13 protein-coding genes are annotated in these 16,645 nt (G+C 57.1%); 1 reads left to right on the top strand and 12 read right to left on the bottom strand.

Annotated elements, in window-relative coordinates; genetic code table 11:
• Window positions 1-23: 23 nt before the first annotated feature.
• The 7 genes from H0247_RS17670 to H0247_RS17640 form a co-directional block, all read right to left on the bottom strand.
• Window positions 24-1,535, bottom strand: a complete 1,512-nt coding sequence (locus tag H0247_RS17670; protein ID WP_180743714.1) for an ABC transporter substrate-binding protein — start codon at window positions 1,533-1,535, stop codon at window positions 24-26.
• 10 nt (window positions 1,536-1,545) lie between these two features.
• Entirely contained in the window at window positions 1,546-2,793 is a 1,248-nt protein-coding gene (locus tag H0247_RS17665) for an MFS transporter (RefSeq protein ID WP_180743713.1), read from the bottom strand.
• Window positions 2,794-2,876: 83 nt separating this feature from the next.
• On the bottom strand, window positions 2,877-3,713 hold the full coding sequence (locus H0247_RS17660) for an ABC transporter ATP-binding protein (protein WP_180743712.1): 837 nt from the start codon (window positions 3,711-3,713) through the stop codon (window positions 2,877-2,879).
• Window positions 3,710-4,549, bottom strand: a complete 840-nt coding sequence (locus tag H0247_RS17655; RefSeq protein ID WP_180743711.1) for an ABC transporter ATP-binding protein — start codon at window positions 4,547-4,549, stop codon at window positions 3,710-3,712. Before H0247_RS17655 ends, H0247_RS17660 begins: the two co-directional genes overlap by 4 nt.
• Before the next feature lie 252 nt (window positions 4,550-4,801).
• On the bottom strand, window positions 4,802-6,595 hold the full coding sequence (locus tag H0247_RS17650; protein WP_180743710.1) for an aryl-sulfate sulfotransferase: 1,794 nt from the start codon (window positions 6,593-6,595) through the stop codon (window positions 4,802-4,804).
• A gap of 16 nt (window positions 6,596-6,611) precedes the next feature.
• Window positions 6,612-7,421 carry an ABC transporter ATP-binding protein gene (locus H0247_RS17645; protein WP_180743709.1) on the bottom strand — a complete coding sequence of 270 codons (810 nt, stop codon included), beginning with the start codon at window positions 7,419-7,421 and terminating at the stop codon, window positions 6,612-6,614.
• The gene (locus tag H0247_RS17640) at window positions 7,418-9,031 is read right to left on the bottom strand and encodes an ABC transporter permease (RefSeq protein ID WP_180743708.1); all 1,614 of its coding nucleotides are present in this window, start codon (window positions 9,029-9,031) and stop codon (window positions 7,418-7,420) included. Before H0247_RS17640 ends, H0247_RS17645 begins: the two co-directional genes overlap by 4 nt.
• Window positions 9,032-9,270: 239 nt before the next feature.
• On the opposite strand from H0247_RS17640, the gene H0247_RS17635 reads away from it, so the two are divergent.
• On the top strand, window positions 9,271-10,407 hold the full coding sequence (locus H0247_RS17635) for an ABC transporter substrate-binding protein (RefSeq protein WP_180743707.1): 1,137 nt from the start codon (window positions 9,271-9,273) through the stop codon (window positions 10,405-10,407).
• Window positions 10,408-10,419: 12 nt separating this feature from the next.
• Here the strand turns inward: H0247_RS17635 and H0247_RS17630 are convergent, their stop codons facing one another.
• From H0247_RS17630 to H0247_RS17610, 5 genes are all read right to left on the bottom strand, one after another.
• The gene (locus H0247_RS17630; protein ID WP_180743760.1) at window positions 10,420-11,358 is read right to left on the bottom strand and encodes a LysR family transcriptional regulator; all 939 of its coding nucleotides are present in this window, start codon (window positions 11,356-11,358) and stop codon (window positions 10,420-10,422) included.
• A gap of 268 nt (window positions 11,359-11,626) precedes the next feature.
• Window positions 11,627-13,636 (bottom strand): TonB-dependent siderophore receptor, encoded by a 2,010-nt coding sequence (locus H0247_RS17625; RefSeq protein WP_180743706.1) that lies wholly within the window; start codon window positions 13,634-13,636, stop codon window positions 11,627-11,629.
• Between the two features lie 182 nt (window positions 13,637-13,818).
• The gene (locus H0247_RS17620) at window positions 13,819-15,066 is read right to left on the bottom strand and encodes an MFS transporter (protein WP_180743705.1); all 1,248 of its coding nucleotides are present in this window, start codon (window positions 15,064-15,066) and stop codon (window positions 13,819-13,821) included.
• Window positions 15,063-15,485: a hypothetical protein gene (locus H0247_RS17615; protein ID WP_180743704.1), complete on the bottom strand. Its 423-nt coding sequence runs from the start codon at window positions 15,483-15,485 to the stop codon at window positions 15,063-15,065. Before H0247_RS17615 ends, H0247_RS17620 begins: the two co-directional genes overlap by 4 nt.
• Before the next feature lie 112 nt (window positions 15,486-15,597).
• A complete protein-coding gene (locus H0247_RS17610) occupies window positions 15,598-16,566 on the bottom strand; it encodes a helix-turn-helix transcriptional regulator (protein ID WP_180743703.1) in 969 nt (322 codons plus the stop codon).
• Window positions 16,567-16,645 lie beyond the last annotated feature (79 nt).

Raw genomic sequence — 16,645 nt, 5'->3', positions numbered from 1 at the left:
CTGGTTACTGGGCGGGTTACCCGTTATTTAGCGCTGGCGACAATGTGCGTAGCGGCGTTAATCAGCGTACGTTCACGCGGGTCACGCAGGGCGTCCTTTACCTGTGCGCTCTCACCTTGAATCACGCGTTCATGCAGCATTGGGATCGCGGCATCACTGGCAAGGATCAGATTCTCTACCTGCATGATGGCCTGACGACGAGCTTCACCCGCTGGAATCGCAGCCGCTTTTTGTAACGCCTGATCGATCTCTGGGTGGCACAGCTGCGCGATGTTGAACGACCCTTCGCAGGCAAAATCGCTGTACAGATAAGCCACCGGATCGCCGGAATCCAGCACCGTCGCGCGGGATAAAATAAAGGCGTCAAATTTGCCTGCCAGCGCGTCGGACTCAATCTGTGCATACTCACGCACCACCTGTTTCACCGTAAATCCCGCGGCGGTAAGCTGCTGCGCCAGATAGACCGCCACCTCAGGCAGCTCGGCGCGATCGCTGAAGGTGGCCAGCGTGATCGTCGCCCCCGCAGGTGTACCGGCTTTGACCGGATTCGCCACCGGCTGGCGCAGTTCCGCCGCCCACGGTAGTGCGGGACCTAACAGACCCTGCGCGATATCGGCACGCTTCTCATAGACGTTATCCACCAACTGTTGGCGATTGATCGCATCACGCACGGCTGCACGCATCGCGGGATCTTGCATCACACCTTGGCGCGTATTCAGATATAGCGTATTGGTGCGCGGCATCGGGACTTCATGCACCAGCGATTGATCCAACAGCGGTGCCTGAGAAACCGGAATGGCTTCGACAATGTCTGCTGTGCCGGTACGCAATGCAGCCGCGCGCGCGGTGCCGTCAGAAACAAAGCTGACATCGATGCCGCTGGCCTGTGCTTTCTCACCCCAGTAACCGTCGAATCTGTCCAGTACCGCGCTGCTGGTGCCACTGACGCTACGCAGAACAAACGGGCCGCTTCCGGTATTGATCGGGTTAACGACGCCATTTTTACCGTATGCCGCGGTGGAGAGAATCGCTAACTGCGGGCTGGATAAGCGCTGAGGCAGCAACGGATCCGCTTTAGCGGTAGAAACAATCACGGCGTTATCGCCATCGGCTTTCACCGTTAACTGCACGCCGTCCAGAATACGCGGCTTGGGAGCAGCGGTGGATGCTACGGTGAGTGCGTTAACCACTGTGGCGGCGTTTAACGTGGTGTTATCGTGAAAATGGACGTTGGGGCGCAGTTCAAAACGCCAGGATTTATCATCGATCTGCTGCCATTTTGTCGCCAACGCGGGTTGGGCTTCGCCGAGTTTGTCGAGCACCACCAGCGTTTCTGCCGTGCTCCAGCGCGACAGCTTAAAGGCATCATCGCTCAGCGGCGTCAGGCCAGAGCGCGGCGGTTGAAGCATTGCCAGTTTGATGCGACCGTCATGATGCGAGGTGTGCTTTTCCTCCGGCTCGTTGAAGCAGCCTGAAAGCAGCAGCGTGGCTGATAGCAGGCCGGAAACAGGCCACAGGCGATTACGCATATTCATCAGTCTGTCCTTATTCATTCACAGTTGAAGCGGATTTAAACGGGCGGCAGATAACCATCATCGCCAGCGAACTGCACAGCGGCACCGCCGCGAGCAGCACCCACGGAATAGCGGCCTGTGGCGATGGCGTCAGCGCGCGATCGAGCTGGCTGCCGAGGATAAAGTTACCGAGCAGAACAGCAATGCCGCCCATCGATGCCAGCGCGCCATAGTGCGCCCCCAGGTTCTGGTTGTTGGCAAAACGCGGGATGAGATCCATGCCAACGGGGACGATTAACATCTGCCCCAGTGTTAACAGGGTAATAAATGAGATAGCCGGAAGCAGGCGCTGCCATCCTTCTGGCGGCGTGCTGGAGGCAAACAGTGCGACGCTAAGGAACGAGGCAGACAGCAACGCGAAGCCCAGCGGCAGCATACGTGCCGCACCCATCCGGCGAGCAAAACGCGCCAAAGGAAGCTGTAATACAATGACCAGCAGTGACGCCAGGACAAACAGCGGCCCGAGGTCTTTCTCGCTGCTGCCGGAGCGGTGTAGTTCAACCGGCAGCGCCAGATAGAGCTGGTTGTAGCTGAACAGGTAAGCGCTGTAAGCAATAATGAATACCACAAAGCGCCGCTGGCGGAACGTTTCCCACCACGGGGCAATCTGCAATTCTCCCCGATTACGCTGCGTCGGCGGCAGGCTGAAAAACAGGACAATGAGTGCGATGACAAAGACGCCCGCACCGGCAAGCGCCACGCGCTGGAATCCGTACCCAGCCAGAACGGAACCGAGTAGTGGCCCCAACACCGCGCCTAACTCGCCGCAAATGGCAAACAGGGCGAACCACTCGGAGCGACTGCGTTTTCCCTCTTTTTCACTTTGCGTACCGGCCTGTGCCAGTAATGCTTCAATCGCGGGGGAGAACAGCGCACCGCCGACGCCGGTCAGACAGGCACCGAGAATAATCGGCCATAGCGAATCGCCCAGTGCCAGCAGGAGATAGCCGCTGATACGCACGATGCAGCCGCATAGGATGATCACGCGCGCACCAAAGCGATCGGCCAGCGCACCACCGACTAAGAACATGCCCTGCTGAGAAAAGGTGCGTAAGCCAATCACCAGCCCGATGGCCCAGCCGGAAAGCAGCATGTCATCGCGTAAGAAAATTGCCAGAAATGGCACGACGGCATAAAAACCAATGTTGAAAACAAGCTGGCTGCCCAGAAGCAGTGGCGGGTAAGGTCGTGGAGTGCGGCTGGCGGTAAGGTCTGACATTCAATCATCCGTTATAAAAAGCCCGTTATGGGGAATGTGTTATCAAAGCGATATTTTATTGTGAAAAGCGCGTTTTCGGCGAGCTAATAGCCGAAGGTCGATAGCGCGGGTACCGCCTGCAATAGACGGGCGGTGTGCGCCTGCTGTGGTGAGGCCAGCACGTCAGTTGTCGGGCGATCTTCGATGATGCGGCCGTTATCCATGACTAGCATTCTGTCGCACAGCCCGGCGAGCATGGAAATATCGTGCGATACCATCAGCAGGCCCATCTTGTTTTGTTCGGCAACCTGTTGTAGCAGGGTTTTAACCTGTTCACGCAGCGGCAGATCCAGGCCGCTGACGGGCTCATCCGCCAGTAAAAATTCGGGCTGAACCATTAGCGCTCGTGCCAGCGCGACGCGCTGTGCCTGCCCACCGGAAAGCTGGCCGGCGACCTTGTCCAGAAGCGTGGCGCTTAGCCCCACCTGATCCATGACGTCACGCAGGCGGGCCGAATGATTTTCACTGATGCGCCAACGTTCATCGGGACGGAGTCGTTTCAGCGGCTCAATGAGGAGGTCGGCGACGCGCTGGCGTGGCGCAAGGGAACCGGCTGGATCCTGCGGAATATACTGAACGCGGCGGCGATACCAAAGTAGTGAGCGCACCGAACCGGACGTAATCAGGTTGCCGTCGCAGTACACTGCGCCACCGTCCGGCGCTTCAAGCGCGAGCAGGGTTCTCAGCAGCGTGGATTTGCCACAGCCGGAAGCGCCAACCAGACCGACGCGTTCATGCTGTTGCAGATTCAGCGATAGGTCGTGAAAAATGGCGCTAGCAGGCTCCGCCTTTTGCCACGGTAAACGTGACGTCTGGCGATAGCGACTGACGTGTTCGAGGCTTAAAAACGGCGTGGGAACCGCATGCAGGTGGTGGTTCATCCGGCAAGTGCTCCTACAGCGGCTGAAGGCCGTACATTTGTCAGTAACACATTGTCGGATAAAAGCGTGTCAGCGCGACGGGCGGCAGCGACCAGACTGCGGGTATACGGCTGCTGTGGCGCATTCAGCAATTGCAGCATACTGCCGGATTCTACGATCTGCCCGTTCTCCATCACCAGACCGCGTTGGCAGAGCTGGGCGGCGACAGCGATATCATGCGTAATAAACAGCAGGGCGGGTGCATCCGGCTGCACGCTACGTTCCTGTAAGACCTGCAATACCTGCTGCTGGGTCATGACATCCAGCGCGGTTGTGGGTTCATCCGCCACCAGCAGGCGCGTTTTTCCGAGTAGGGCGAGGGTAATACAAATGCGCTGGCGCTGTCCGCCGGACAGTTCGGCAGGATAGCGTTGCAACAGGTTGGGAATATCATCCAGCTTCATGGCGCTAAGCAGCGCAGAAAGTTCAGCGGAAGAGGGGGTTTTCAACGCCAATGACAGCTGTTTTCCCAGCGGCATGAGGGGATTAAGCGCTGTTGCCGAGTCTTGGAACACGGCAGAGACGCGTCCGGCCTGCGGGCGCGCCAGGGCTTTCAACTGGCTGACGTCTTCACCATTGATTCGAATACTGCCGCGACTCTGACAGCCTGCTGGCGGTGTGCCGATGATCGCTTTGGCGGTGAGAGACTTACCGGAACCGGATGCGCCGAGTAAACAGACACGCTCGCCCGCGGACAGCGTAAAGCTGATATCGCTGACTTTGGTTTCACCGGCAATAGACAGGCTGAGGTTTTCTACCTGAAGAATAGCGTCTGTGTGTCTGTCCCAATTGGTCATGGCTATGTATACGGTTAGCGTGAATCGATATGTAATAACATAACAAAATGCAATGAAGTGATGCAAAGGAAATGTGATCTAACGCGTATAAATTGGCGCATTGATGCCGCTCACTCGGCGGCCACGCCCACCGCTGCATAATTTTTTAAGCCGGATATCAACCGCCGCAAGTTGAGGCATTTGTGTAAGAGCCAGTGTACAGATAGATAGACGCGATCTCACTGAGAGCGAGATCGCGTTAAGACGTGAGATTTATCTCTGTTGAGCGACAAGCCACTGGCGCAGGCGTTCGGGCTGCTGTGCGCCGCTTAAGCGAGCAAGCTCTTCACCGTTTTCGATCCAGAGTAAGGTCGGCAACGTTCTGACCACCAATTTTTCCGTCAGGGTAATGTGATGATCGGCGTCCAGATAATGGCTCTGCAACTGGCGATATTCCTCGTTATCCAGGATCGTTTCTAGCTGGCGGTAGAGGCTTTTGCAGTGGACGCAGCGCTCTGCGCCGACCAACAGCAGTTGTGGACCCTGTTGGGTTGTCAGTGCAGGCCAGTCGTCGGCGGCCAGTGGGGCAAAGCGCTCGCGGTTGACAGCAAAGAGCTTCGGACTGCGCTTGAGGTCTTCGCTGTCGGTTGCGACGCACAGGGCATCGCCGCTCTTCTTGTAGGGGCGCGTGCCGTCAATACGAATCACGCTGGCGAAGCCGGGCGCAGCGGCGCCGGGCTGACGTAGCTGGGTGTTATCGGGGGCGATCACCGGGGTTTCCTGTGGACGTGACAGCTGTGGCACCCAGTCGTAGGGTACGCGGTAGGCGCGATACAGCATGTTGGTGTTCACCGTCTTACCCCAGTAGGGGGAAATAAACTCCCAAACAATCTCGTGATCGACGGTGACTTCAAATAGTCGACCGTTGGCGCCTTCATTAATTAGCGTATTGCCGTTCGGCAGGCGCTGGATATTACTGATGTACGGGCTGTAAAAACGGAAGGCATCGGTCGGGTGTGGAATACCCGCTTCGTAGGGTGAGTAGCGCCAGACAATATCCAGCGTCACCGGGTTGATTTCCAGCACGCGGGAATAGTCACGCCAGGCGTTTTTCACTCCGTCGGCCGATGCCGGATTGGGCGCGCCGTAGCCTGCCCAGCCGCCGTTATCAAACACCAGAATATTGCCCGCGCCCGGCAAGCCTGCGGGGATCATATGTGCGTGATGCTGGCCGATTATCCAGCCAATGTGTTTGAGTTCCGGCGTGTTGTAATTCGGGCCAAGCTGCCAGACGATATGGCCGCTCTGCTTGTCGATGATGGCGATGATGTTGGACTCGCGCGCGTCCCAGATGATGTTATCTGGGTGGAAACGGGTATCGCCTTGATCGAACCACGGATTGGGGCCGAGTGCCGACATGGAGTTGATGTGCATCCAGTCGCCCATCCCGCCGCCGCTTTTGCGCAGGTTAGGATTGTTGTACAGCGCGGTTTTCGCGTCGTCGTCAAAGCCCAGTTCATCGAAATGGTCGCTGCAACGCCATTCCCACAAGATGTTACCTTCCCAGTCCACCTCGATGATGGTGTCGTCGAGCAGTAGTTTGTCGCTGATGCGTTCATTGTGCAGGTTGGTGTGCGCCAGCAATAGCGTGTTACCGCCAATCGACTGCGGTTCCTGACCTGGTGCGTAGTAGCCGACCGGATTACCGCTGCGTTGATAATCATGATGGACGCGCGCCATCCATTCAGGCGGAAGGTCGGGGTCGGTGATGTGTTCATAGCCGTTAAATTTCCAGACGACGTTGCCGTCCCAGTCCACCTGAATCAGATCGACCATGTCCTGCATGCCGTAGCGCGAATCGCGTTCGCCGCTATGCCCGAGGATGTAACCGCCGGGCAGGATTTTGTTGGGGAAGCCGTGCAGGCCTTCCCACAGGCGCAGTTCGGTGCCGTTCATATCCACCAGCACGGCACCGCGTTCCAACGCCTGAAAGACGGTGTAGCCGCCCCAGGCTTTTTCCGGGTTGTAAATCGTTGTGCCGGTCGGGTAGACGGAAGGGTGTCCCATAATGGTGCTCCAGTAGTTACGTGTTCAGAGAAGAGAAAGCGGCCGCCGTATCGGCAGGCTGTGTCAGCAGTGCGAGCAGGTCGCTGCACTGCTGGTGGAAGATCTGGCTGTCACGCTGGCGCGGATGCGGTAGCGAAATCGTCGCAATCTGGCGGATGCGCCCCGGTCGTGGTGCCAGCACGACGACGCGATCGGCGAGATAGACGGCTTCTTCGACGTCGTGGGTGACCAGCAGTGTGGTCGTGCCCTCCGCCTGATGAATGCGGCGCAGCTCCTGTTGCATCTGCTGGCGGGTTAATGCATCCAGCGCACCAAACGGTTCATCCAGCATTAGGATTCGCGGATTGGCAACGAGTCCGCGTGCGATAGCCACACGCTGGGCCATGCCGCCAGAAAGCTGGGCAGGCAGGGCATCGGCAAAATCCTGCAAATGCACGAGCTGAATAAAGTGGTCGATCAGGCGCTTTCGTTCTTTGTCGTTGATTGACTCATTCGCCAGCCCGAGCGCGATGTTTTGCCGTACCGTCAGCCACGGAAACAGGCGCGGTTCCTGAAACACCATACCGCGCTCACGTCCGATGCCGCGCACGGTGTTTCCTTCGACCAGCACATGTCCCTGATAGTCGTTGTCCAGGCCAACCAACATACGCAACAGCGTGGATTTGCCGCAGCCGCTGCTGCCAACAATGGCGACCAGCTCGCCGCTGTGAATCGACAGGGAAAAATCCTCAATCACCGTCAGCGTCTCACCCTGTACGCGAAACTGTTTACGAAGGTGATCGAACTGCACGACCGGCGGCGGCACATCAAGGGGAGTGGACGTCATGCGATTTCTCCTGCGGAACGCCAGCGCGTCATCCGTTGTTCCAGACCTAATCCGACACGGTCGAGCACCGCGCCCGTTAATCCAATCAGCAGCATGCCGCTGATAATCAGGGGCATATCAAGTAGCTGTTGGGCGTTGATCATCAGGCTGCCGATCCCAGTACCGGATGACATGAAATATTCTGCGCCGATAGTCCCAAGCCAGGCGTAAATCAGCGACAGGCGCAAACCGGCGAAGATCGCGGGGGCGGCTCCAGGCAAAATCAGTACCCGCAAGCGGGTCGAGAGGCGGAGCTGTAACACCTGTGCGACTTCCTGTAAGGCTGTTGAACGCTGGCGGATGCCGCGATGGCAGGCTACCAGCATCGGAAAGAAAGAAGCCAGCGCGACAAACGTGATTTTTCCAGCTTCGTCGTTACCGACCCAGGCAGTCAGCAGCGGCAGCCAGGCAAACAGCGCGATCTGGCGCAGCGTCGCGACCGTGGGCGTAAAGAGGGCGTCGCTGGTGGCGTTTAGCCCCAGCAGTACGCCACCTATGAGGCCAGCGACAATGCCGCATACTGCACCTGCTAGCACACGGGTCACACTGGCCTGCATCGCGTCGGTGAGCGAACCGTCACGCATGCCTTGCAGCAGCGTGTGCCACACGTCGGCGGGTGGGGGAAGCAGTGACGGGTCGATCCAACCAAGATGGCTGGCCTGTTGCCAGAGCAGCAGAAGCAGGAACGGTAAAACCAGCGCCGATAAGCGGCGAGACGGCGTCGAGGTTAAGCGGCCAAGCGGCGGGTGCGGCCAGAAAACTAGACGACGTTCTAACTGGTTGATTGCCCACTCCATCGCCAGTCCCGCCAGCCCGATGATGGCGATGCAGACAAATACAATGTCTAGCTGGAACAACTGACGTCCCCAGACCAGCAGGTAGCCAATGCCCTGAGACGACGCGAGCAGTTCGACCACGATTAGCGATACCCACGCCTGTGAGAGCGCCAGCCGTAAGCCGATTAGCCAGGTGGGAAATGTGCTAGGCAGTGTTAACTTGATGAGGCGCTGGTGCCACGGCAGGCGCAGGGTACGAGCGACTTCTTGTAGCGCAGGCGGGACATTACGCACGCCCGTTTGCGTATGCAGCGTGACCGGAATAATCACCGCCTTGATGATGACGGCGAGTTTCAAGCCGTCATCAATACCGAACAGCACCATAAATAGCGGGATCCAACCCAGCGTCGGGATCTGTGCCAGCGCGTAGACCGCCGAGTGCAACAGATGTTCAGCGCGACGTGAAGCACCCATGAGCGCACCGAGCAGTGTTCCTGCGAGTAACCCCGCCAGCAGGCCGCTGGCTAACCGTTGCAGGCTAATGAAAAGCTGCGGCAGAAGATCGTTATGCCAAAGCTCGACGGCGGTTTTAGCGACGACGTCAGGAGCCGGGAGAATCTGGGCGGGCATCCAACCGTAGTGAGTGCTGATATACCACAGGGCCAGCAGCGCCAGCGGTACAATTAGTGGTACGACAAGCGACACGACTATTGGCACGACAAGCGAATAGACCCGTGCTATCGGCAGAGCAGGCCAAGCGATCGCGGTTTTTTTCAGCGGTATCGACTTATTCATTTTATTCCCGAAAACCATCGCAGTTGGATGAATAGGGAATAAAAAAACAGGTTTCGACGTTGAACGCCAATGCAATAAAGCGATGGTCGCCGTGCAATAAATGCATATGCGTAGCCTGAGCCCGCCAGTGCTGATTTATGCTTTTTTCCGCTGAGTAAACCTGTAAATGTTATTTAAGCCTGATGCAGACGGTTCGTTAGTTTTCATGGCAGATGAAACAAATTATTGAGGAAAACCGTATGCAGCAAGCCACCCTGTTGATCACTGCCTCGCCGATAGCGGCATCTTCCCGCTGGCGCTGGGGGATGAAGGTATTAAGTACCGCCCTGTTGATGGGGGCGGTGCTCGTTTCCACCGTTCAGGCAAACGATGCGCCCCCGAAGGATGCACAGAAGCCGACAGAGATTCGCATTGGTTTGCCGGATCAAAGTGCGGGCAGTAAGCCTTTTATCCGCGGGCCGCTGGGGTTGGCACATATTCAAAAGCAACTGGAGAAAGAATTTGAACCGCAGGGTATCAAGATTCAGTGGTCGTTCTTTAAAGGTGCGGGGCCGGCGGTGAATGAAGCGCTGGCGAACAAACAGCTGGATGTGGTGTATCTGGGCGATCTGGCGGCCATTATTGGCCGGGCGGGGGGCCTGCCGACGCGGGTGCTGGTCGGATCGCGCGGTTCTAATTCTTATCTGGCGGTGACGCCGGAATCGGGTATTCAGCACATCGAGGATTTACGCGGCAAGCGGATTGCGGTCTACAAAGGAACCGCCGATCAGCTGTCGTTTGAGCGCGCGATTAAAAGTGTCGGGCTGAACGAAAGGGATGTTCGGGTGATCAATCTGGATTGGACGGCAGGCAAAGCTGCGCTGGCGGCCAGACGCGTGGATGCCGTGTGGGGTGGAGTTTCTCTGCTGGCGTTGCGTAAGCAGGGCATACATATCGTGACCACCAGCCGTGCGCTGGGCTGGGCGAATACCACGCAGGCTGCCGTGCTGGCGACGCAGGATTTTATCGATCGCTACCCCAGCACGACGCAGCAACTGGTGAATGTGCTGGTGGACAATGCGCAGTGGATCGGCGAGGCGCAGCATCTGCCGGACTATACGGCGCTGATGGCCGAACAGAGTCAGATCCCGCAGGCGATTTTTCAGGAAGAGCTGAAAGCGGAAGACCTTCCCTTCCAAAGCTCGCCACGTCTCGATCCGTTCCTGCTCAGCAGCTTGCAGGACAGCATTGAGCGGGCGAAAGCGGCGGGGCTGATTCGCAACACATTCTCGGCCAGCGACTGGTTTGCCAGTCAGTTTGTTGACCGGGCGCTGAAAGCCAAAGGGCTGGAATCGAACTGGGCGGTGTATGACACCAACGGTAATCCCGCGAAATAATCATGAGTGCGCTCACAACGTCGGCAGTGCCAGAGCGGGTGAGCGCAACTTGTCCTGTGCCAATATGGTTTCGATCATCAGTTCGGCCAGCGGCGGCAGCGTTCTCTGTAAACAGGTGACAATGCCGAAGCGGGTTTGCATATTTCCCCATTCCGGCGGCGTGCCCGTCAGGGGAATCTCCACCAGTTGATGGCTTAATCGTCCCAGCGCGAAGCCATCCTCGCTGGCGAAACTGATGGCCTGCGTATGCCGCAGGATACTGAAGACGGAATAAATATGGTCACACTGAATCTGCGGCCGATAATCGGGCTGTCGCGTCAAGGCGGCCAACACCTTGCGCATGCCGACGGGCATAAAAGGGGACGCGAGCGGAAAGCGTAGGAGATCGTCCGGCGTCACGGTTGTCTGCTGTGCCAATGGGTGCGATGTGTGGCAGATAAAGAAGCAGCGCTGCTGGCTTAAGGGTTGCACGTGGAGATGGGTTTCCATCTCGGCCTGCCAGGTATCGGCGACAATGAAAGGCCACTCATCGGCTAGCAGCCGTTCACGCAGGGATTGCCAGTTATCCACGCTGTAGGTCACTCTGGCGCGTGGGCGAAGGGCATGGAAATGTGCGACCGCCTTGGGGACCAGCGTGGTAGACGGTGCCGGGCCGCAGCCAAACGTCAGTTCGCCTTCCTGCGCTTCGCTGATCTGCCGCATGTCGGTCATCAGTTCCCAGGACAGCTCCTGCATGCGTCGGGCAAACGGCAGCAGCGTATTACCTTGCCACGTCAGCGCGAAGCGGCGACTCTGGCGGTCGATAAGCGGATGTCCCATCGTTTGTTCCAACGCCTGAATGCTGCGGCTGAATGCCGATTGCGATAGACAGACGGCTTCTGCGGCCTGTACAAAACTCCCATGTTCGGCTAGTGCAAGAAAATTGCGTAATTGCCGTAAATCCAGATGCATGTTGCAGCTACCTATCATATCGATTTTTTCCCACTTTTTAGGCGGAGGTAGACAGGCAACGCAATGAACAAAAATTCATAACTTATAGCGAATTATTGCTATAGGCTTTCAGCTCCGCATAATCCGCCTGTTTTAAACGGATCGCTTTGCGCCTATTCGTTCGCCGGAAACTGCTGATGCAATAAGATACGGCCTGCGGGGATGACAGAAAATTATCCCAGCAGGCCGTTGTGCGACGAATGTGCGATGACTGAAATCAAAACAAAAATCAGAATAAGTCGACCCGCACGTCCACGCCAACCGTTCTGCCTGCATTGACCTGTGCGTAGCCCGATGTACCGCTCATGAAGCCAAAGGTGCGGTAGCGGCGGTCGAAGACGTTATCCACGTAGCCTGCGATATTCACCCGATCGGTGGCCTGCCAACTGAGGCGCAGGTCGGTGGTGGTATAGGTGCCCTGACGCAACGCGTTTTCGCCGTCGAAGTAGTGGGGACCAACGACGTTGAAGGCCAGGCGCGGCATGAGTGCGCCGAACGAGGTATCAATCAATCCATTCAGGCTGGTGCCAGCACCGTAGCGCGGGACGAAGGGGACGCGTTTATCCTGATAGCTCTCACTGTCGCGGGTGAATTCAGAACGGACATAGGTGCCGTTGATATCCCATGACCAGTTGGGAACGACCTGCCACTTCAGCATCATCTCTACACCACTGGCATCGGCGCTGCCTGCGTTGCTGAGCGTTTGCATACCGACCGGGCCTGAATACAACTGCATATCACGCGTGTGAGTATGGAACACGGCGCCCTGAAGCTGCACATCGCCGCTCTGATAGCGCGAGCCGATTTCATAGTTAATCGATTTCTCCGCGCTGTACGGAATGGCCTGTGTGCCAGCGGCAGGTGAGTAGTTAAAGCCGGTTGGCTTGTAGCCCTGCGCGACGCGGGTATAGACACGCCAGTCATTATTCAGCAGATAGCTGGCGGAGAGTTGTCCCAGCACCTGATCGTCATCGACGCTATTGCTGTCGCCCACGTTCATGCCGGAGAACTGCTGGCGATAACGGGTTTTCGCCCTATCGTGCGATACGCGCAGCCCGCCGCCCAGATCGATACGGTCGGTCAGGTGCCAAGTTAGGTCACTATAGGCAGCCAGTGTCTCTGATGCCGTATTCGCGTTGTTCTTCATGATAGGCGCGCCGGCTTGCATATAGGTCAAATTGAGTTTTTCACGCGTGTTCTGTCGGTAAAGGCCGAACACCATATCCACCGTGCGGCCTGCGCCGTGTGTCGCCGCACGCAGTTCCTGCACATCTTGGTTCCAGCGTTCAGGCATGTCGGCAATTCGCGTACCGTTCGGAAAAGTGCGTTCATAATTTTGCTGTTGCCATGCGCCGATCAGGCTAAAAATCCAGTTATCGGTGGTGTATTTTCCGCTCAGCGACTGGCTATGGGTGCAGCGGCGTAATTTAGGATCAGGTGAGCCGGCGGTGATCTCCAGCGTCCGGTTTTTCACATTGCCAAACGGCAGATAGGTATCCTGCGTGGCGCGCGTGCAGTCTTCCATCAGTGCCAGACTGGTTTCCCATGGCTGGCCATCGGGAGCAAGTCGTAGTCGAAGGTTCCCGACGCTGGACTTTGTCCCGCCGAGATTATCGCTGCCCGTGGCGGGATTGGTCATGGCGCCTGAATCGACCTGACGCAGTAGCGTGACACTGCCGTAGAGCAGGCCATCCTGAATGGGGCCGCTGAGGTTGACTTTTCCGTGATAGCCGTCGCGGCTGGCGACGCCGCCTTCGACATAGCCACGCGGTGTGCTGTCGGGCTGCTGAGTTACAATGTTGATAATGCCGCCCTGCGCGCTTTTACCGTACAGCGTTCCCTGCGGACCGCGCAGCATTTCTATGCTTTCTACATCGGAGAGCGCCTGTACGGTGTTGGTGGCGAGCTGGGGGACGCCGTCCACGTAGACGGTCACTGCTGGGCTGTAGAAATCCTGTGCGGAAGACACGCCGCGCAGTGAGATCGAAGGGAACAGCAGGCTACCATTATTGCCAAGGTTCAGGCCGGGCATCACTCGAGTCAACTTGTCAGTGCTGGTCACGCCAGCATCTTTCAGCTCCGGAGCCGTCACGACGGTGGAAGAGACGTTATTCGCTGAAGCGGAATAGGGGGATTGTTTGCTGGCGGTGACAACGAGCGTATCGTCCTGAGCGGCAAAGGCGTAGGAAGAGAGAAATACACCCGTTAAGGCGAGCGGATAGAGACGCATTATTTTCATTATTAACTCCCTGAAAAGACTAAAAACGATGTCAATGACACCGCTTTTCATCAAGAGATGAAAAGCGTGTAAGACAGCGAATGGATAAAGTTAAATGATAATTGTTTACATTTTTGCAGCTACCCGTATCGGGTCTATTTCAACCCGAATACAGTAGGTTTTTTGCCCGTTTTCCCGTTTTGTTAATCTCGTTCTTGCTGGCTGATGATTGCTGGTGTCGCACCGTCAGAAAACACGCAAGAAAGCCGTATCGATAGCCGTTTGGCGGGCCACAGGCTGGCGACGGCGAAGCTGGCCAGCACGCCCAGCGTGGTTTGGTAATTCGTGTGATGCGCTAACTGGAGTGCGGCGATTGACACGATCATGGCGACGGCAGCATCTGTCGATTGAAACAGCGCGTAGTCGGACGCAGGCTGATGCGGTCTGACTAACCCCATCAGGACGTTGTAGAGCGTGACAAACCCGACAGCGGCAGCCAGATTGACCACGCCAAAGAGCACGATCCAGCCGTTCAGCGTAAACAGCGGATAGCCGACGGCTAGTATGATGGCGAGTAGCGCGTGCGTGACCATCACGGGCAGCAGACAGCGCAGCGCGCCCATACGGCGAATCAGGACGTTGGCGAGCACAATCCCGATGCCGCTGACGGCGGTGCTGTACACGGTCATGACGATGCCCAACTGGCTCAGGCTAAGCTGTCTGTCGATCAACATGACAGTCTGTAGCGCCATCATGCCGCGCATCGCCAGATAGAAAATGGCTGTGAAAGCTAATACCGGCCAGAGCGCCTTGAACGTCAGACGGTTGAGCGTCGGGCGTACGGTTTGCTGAGTCGGATGATGCGGAATTTGAGGTTGCTGGGTATAGCGAAGCGGCAGGATGAGCATCAGCAGCGACAGCCCGGCCAGCGCGAAGAAGCCGCTGCGCCATCCCGTTTGCTCCGCAATGCTCAGGAACGCATAAGAGCCGAACAAAATGCCCAGATAGCTGCCGCCGACCTGTGCGGTATTCGCCAGCGCGCGGCTGGCGGCGCTAGTGGTGCAAATCGTGATACCGTCGGCATAGATATCGTGGCTGGCGGAAAGCAGCGCCAATAGCATCAATGCGGCGATGATAGCCAGAACCGATTGCGCGGGCGAGATCATGCCAATCACCACCAGCATCACCGCCATCGCGATCTGGAGCAGTACCAGACTGCCTAAATAGGGATTACCGCGCAGAGGAAGCGCGTGACGCTCGCCCCACGGTGCCCACAGGCATTTGGCAATCCACGGGAGAAAGGTCAGTGATAGCCAGCTTAACTGCGCCAGATCCAACCCCGCGTGGCGAAAATAGCCCGCCACACCTTGCATAATGAGTGCGGTGATCATCCCTTGATGAAGGTAGAAACACCAATAGGGCAGATAGCGTGTCATCGGGCTGTCTGTCATGGTTTGTCGCGATCCAGTAGCGTTATCGCCAGCGCCTGTGCTTCAAGCGGGGTGGTGACGACAAAATAGGCATACGGCGCTTGCCCAGACTGCGCCCAGTTCTCCGCCCACTCCACGTATTTTTGTCTTTTGGCTTCGTCGCTTTCGATGCGAATCGCACCCGCACAGTATTGCTGTTGCAGGCTGACGTTATCGCGCGTCCACTGAAGGTAAGCATTCATAAAAACAGGGGAGCGATGGGGCAGGTCGGCACCCGTCATACAGAGTACAAAGCGTTCTTGCACAGCATACAGCTGAGCGATCTGCGCCATATAACCTGCGGATTCTTCGTCGGGCACCTGTTCCGGCATGTGTAAGAACACCACCGGCCAGGCGTCTGTATCAAGGAAAGTGTGTGGTGTTGCAATAGAATCGGGCATGACGGTTTCTCCTGCTTATAATGGAGAAAATGATAATCATTCGCTGTTGAAGCGCTACCCGAATCCAGTCTATTTGTACCCGTATCGGGATGAGCGAGGCGTTGGTTTTCAGCTAAATGTTCAGGCGCTTGAAAGCAGAAGGCGTGACGCCGAACTGCTTTTGGAAGGCGGCACTAAAATGACTGGCATTGGCATAGCCCAGATCGGTGGCGACCACCATGACGGGCGCACCCGTGACAAACAAACGACGGCGTGCTTCCTGCATACGTTCGGCCTGAAATAACCCATAGATGCTGTTATTGAAGAGCTGGCGGAACCCGCGTTTCAGCTTGAGTACGCTTAATCCGGTTTCTTTGGAGAGCATGGCGATAGTAGGAGCTTGTGACAGATCCGCCAGCAGCAGATCTTTGGCCCGCAGCAGCTTTTGGCGATCAGCCAGGCTGAGTGTGTCCTGTTGGGGAACAGCATTGGCATGTCCGGCAATGGCGAGGCTCACCAGAATCATGCTTTGTCCCTGTAACCACAGCGGTGCATGGCGGTTTTCACTGGCCTGCTGCGGGGGCGTCAGGCTGGACAGCGCGTGACTTAACACCTGAGCGGTTGACCGCATTTCGGCATTGCAGTCGCAGCGGGTACAGAGCCGACCGGAATCCAACTGCTGTTGCAGATTACCGGTGAGATCTGGCATCCAACTAGCCAGTAGCTCAGGGCTTAGCGACACCGTGACGCTTTCAAACTGTCCGGCGTAGGATGACGTACCCTGACAGTCTGGGGTATAGCTAATGCAACCCGATCCTTGCTTCAGCACGTGTTCCCGTCCCCGATCGCCTTTCAGTGCAAATTGCGAATCTCCCTGCAACGAGCAGGAAAAATTGATGCGCCCCCAGTCGTCGTGCAAATGCATCGTTGTCGGCTGCCGGAACTGCCCACGCCACACCAGAATATCCAGCCCTTCCTGAAGCGTAGCGCGCAGCAGGCTACAGTCCGCACCGGTATCCGGCCGCACGACGTGCAGTTCAGCGATCAAATTCGAAATGGTGACTTCAGGCTCGCTGGTGGTTTTCAGTGGGGAGGCATTCAATGGACAGGCTCCTGAAGAGACGGGTTGCGGTCATCGGACGATCCGGTAATTGGACTATCATCGCAACGTGGTTGATGGC

This window comes from Pectobacterium sp. CFBP8739, assembly GCF_013449375.1.
In the GTDB taxonomy this organism is placed as follows: Bacteria; Pseudomonadota; Gammaproteobacteria; order Enterobacterales; family Enterobacteriaceae; genus Pectobacterium.
Note: the sequence above shows the minus strand (reverse complement) of the source record. Positions and strands in the feature narration are given on the sequence as shown.

What these genes read in the sequence shown, in the direction of transcription:
- H0247_RS17635 (WP_180743707.1), top strand. Translation starts at nt 9,271, where the DNA reads ATGCAGCAAGCCACCCTGTTGATCACTGCCTCGCCGATAGCGGCATCT.
- H0247_RS17665 (WP_180743713.1), bottom strand. Translation starts at nt 2,793, where the DNA reads ATGTCAGACCTTACCGCCAGCCGCACTCCACGACCTTACCCGCCACTG.
- H0247_RS17655 (WP_180743711.1), bottom strand. Translation starts at nt 4,549, where the DNA reads ATGACCAATTGGGACAGACACACAGACGCTATTCTTCAGGTAGAAAAC.
- H0247_RS17625 (WP_180743706.1), bottom strand. Translation starts at nt 13,636, where the DNA reads ATGAAAATAATGCGTCTCTATCCGCTCGCCTTAACGGGTGTATTTCTC.
- H0247_RS17620 (WP_180743705.1), bottom strand. Translation starts at nt 15,066, where the DNA reads ATGACAGACAGCCCGATGACACGCTATCTGCCCTATTGGTGTTTCTAC.
- H0247_RS17645 (WP_180743709.1), bottom strand. Translation starts at nt 7,421, where the DNA reads ATGACGTCCACTCCCCTTGATGTGCCGCCGCCGGTCGTGCAGTTCGAT.
- H0247_RS17615 (WP_180743704.1), bottom strand. Translation starts at nt 15,485, where the DNA reads ATGCCCGATTCTATTGCAACACCACACACTTTCCTTGATACAGACGCC.
- H0247_RS17630 (WP_180743760.1), bottom strand. Translation starts at nt 11,358, where the DNA reads ATGCATCTGGATTTACGGCAATTACGCAATTTTCTTGCACTAGCCGAA.
- H0247_RS17660 (WP_180743712.1), bottom strand. Translation starts at nt 3,713, where the DNA reads ATGAACCACCACCTGCATGCGGTTCCCACGCCGTTTTTAAGCCTCGAA.
- H0247_RS17650 (WP_180743710.1), bottom strand. Translation starts at nt 6,595, where the DNA reads ATGGGACACCCTTCCGTCTACCCGACCGGCACAACGATTTACAACCCG.
- H0247_RS17640 (WP_180743708.1), bottom strand. Translation starts at nt 9,031, where the DNA reads ATGAATAAGTCGATACCGCTGAAAAAAACCGCGATCGCTTGGCCTGCT.
- H0247_RS17670 (WP_180743714.1), bottom strand. Translation starts at nt 1,535, where the DNA reads ATGAATATGCGTAATCGCCTGTGGCCTGTTTCCGGCCTGCTATCAGCC.